This is a genomic window from uncultured Nevskia sp. (genome assembly GCF_903885465.1).
GTDB lineage: Bacteria > Pseudomonadota > Gammaproteobacteria > Nevskiales > Nevskiaceae > Nevskia.
Genome location: NZ_CAISIQ010000219.1, coordinates 1 through 2419, shown reverse-complemented (window position 1 = coordinate 2419; position 2419 = coordinate 1). Strand labels below are relative to the sequence as shown.

Genomic DNA, 2419 nt, shown 5'->3' with positions numbered 1-2419 from the left:
GATGATTCCGATCTTTTTGCTCATCCCGATCAAGCTCCTCAGCTTTTATTGGACAGTCTTACTTTGTGTATCGGATTCTGCGTCCGCGAATCCCGCTTGAAAACCTCGAAATCTGATAAAGACTTATTCCGGTTCGGACTGAATCCTTGAGCTTGAACCCGACGCCTGCCAGAGTTTGCGCCGATCCGCGCAAGCCGATTCGAAGCCGCGAACCGCCGTAAACCTCACAGGAGCCAAGCCCGCCGGTGGATATCACCAAAGCCTATTCGACCTTCGTCAGGGCCTTCGAAGCCGGGAGTTTCTCGGCCGTTGCCCGCGAAACCGGCATGACCCAATCGGCGGTCAGCAAGGTCATCGCCGCGCTCGAGGCCAACCTGGGCGTGCAATTGTTTACGCGGACCACGCGCAAGCTGCATCCAACCAGCGAGGCCACCCAGCTTTATGAAGCCGCCCGTCAGATGCTCGACACGCTGGATTCTCTGAGCGCGGTTGGGCGCAAGACGCCGGTCACCGAGCCCTCGGGCGTGCTGCGCCTGACCATCCCCAGTTCCTTCGGGCGCCGGCGCGTGCTACCGGTGCTGACCCGGTTCATCGAGCGTTATCCGAAGATCAAACTCGACGTGGTGATGACCGACAACGTGCTCGATCTGATCGAGGACGGCCTGGAACTCGGCATCCGCATCGGCACCCTGCCGTCGAACACGCTGATCGCCCGGTCGCTGGGCATCGTCGAGCACACGCTGCTGGCTTCGCCGGAATATCTGGCCCGGCACGGCCGGCCGGACTCGCCGCTGGAACTCGGCGATCACCAGTGCATCGTCTACGGCAACACCTCGCGCTGGGATTTCGAATCCGAACACGGCCGGCAAAGTGTGGAAATCAGCGGCCCGCTGCGGATCAACGATGCCGATTCGATCTGCGATGCGGTGCGCGCCAACCTCGGCATCGCCCAGGTGCCGGACTGGATCATCAAGGATGATTTCGAGGCGCAGGGCCTGGTGCCGCTGCTGGAGGACTACTACCCGATTCCGAAGCCGGTCAGCATCATCTACCCGCAGACCCGTTTCCTGAGTCCGCGGGCACGCTGCTTCATCGATCTGGTGGTCGCCGAGCTGCGGCGCATCTGAAGCATCACCGGCAGGCAGCCTCGCTGCCGGTGATGTCGTCCGGCTAGCCCGCGAGCAGCACCGTGATCGCCTTTTCCTCGGTGTAGGCCAGCACGCCGGACAAGCCGCACTCGCGGCCGATGCCGCTGGAGCCCACGCCGCCCCAGGGCAGACGGGCATCGATCGGCGCCCAGCAGTTGATGCCCACCGCGCCCGCACGGACCGCCTGCGCCACGCGATGCGCGCGGGCGACGTTGCCGGTCCAGACCGTGGCGCCGAGGCCGTAGCGCGAGTCGTTGGCGATGCGGATCGCGTCTTCCTCGGTATCGAACGGGATGATCGTCGCCACCGGTCCGAAGATCTCGTCCTGGGCGATGCTCATGCTGTTGCTGGCGTCGGCAAAGATCGTCGGCTGCACGAACCAGCCCTTGGTGTGCGTGGTCTCGCCGCCGGCAAGCAGGGTCGCGCCTTCGGCAATGCCCTGGCGGATGTAGCGGTTGACCCGCTCGAACTGGCCCTTCTTCGACACCGGCCCCATCTGCACGCCTTCATCGAGCGGATTGCCCACCTTCACGCTCTTGGCCGCACCGGCGAGCATCGCCGCGAAGCGCTCGGCGATGCCGCGCTGAACCAGCACGCGGGTGCCGGCGGCGCAGATCTGGCCCTGGTTGAAGAACACGCCCATCGCGCAGCCCTGGGCAGCGGCATCGAGCGACGCGTCATCGAACACGATCTGCGGACTCTTGCCGCCGAGTTCCAGCGACACCCGCTTGAACAAGGGGCCAGCGATGCGCTGGATTTCGGCGCCGACTTCCGGGCTGCCGGTGAAGGTGATCTTGTCGACGCCCGGGTGCTCGCACAGCGCCTTGCCGACCACGCGGCCGTAGCCGGTGACGACGTTGACCACGCCATCGGGAATGCCCGCTTCCTGGCACAGCTTGGCCAGATGCAGCGCCGATAGCGGGGTCTCCTCGGACGGCTTCAGGACCACCGTGCAGCCAGCGGCGAGCAGCGGGCCGAGCTTCCAGGCGGTGATCATGAACGGCGTGTTCCAGGGCACGATGGCACCGACCACGCCGACCGGCTCGCGCAGCGTGTACGACATCGTCGGCATGCCCATGTAGCCCGGCGTCGGAATGGTCCGGCCTTCGATCTTGTCGGCCCAGCCGGCTGAATGGCGCAGGGTTTCGATCGCATTCGGCAGATCGAGCAGGCGCGGCTCGATCGGCGAGCGGCCGATGCAACTGGCGTCCATGTCGGCGATCAGTTCGGCATCGCGAGCCACCAGATCGGCAAGGCGGTGGATCAGCAGG

General features: G+C 65.2%; 2 protein-coding genes. One reads left to right on the top strand and one right to left on the bottom strand.

Going from position 1 to position 2419, the window contains the following annotated elements:
• Positions 1-245 precede the first annotated feature (245 nt).
• A complete protein-coding gene (locus QZY06_RS08230; protein WP_295682703.1) occupies positions 246-1127 on the top strand; it encodes a LysR family transcriptional regulator in 882 nt (293 codons plus the stop codon).
• 43 nt (positions 1128-1170) lie between these two features.
• On the opposite strand, the gene QZY06_RS08225 is transcribed toward QZY06_RS08230, so the two are convergent.
• On the bottom strand, positions 1171-2419 hold a 1249-nt coding region (locus tag QZY06_RS08225), incomplete at its 5' end, for an aldehyde dehydrogenase family protein (protein WP_295682701.1).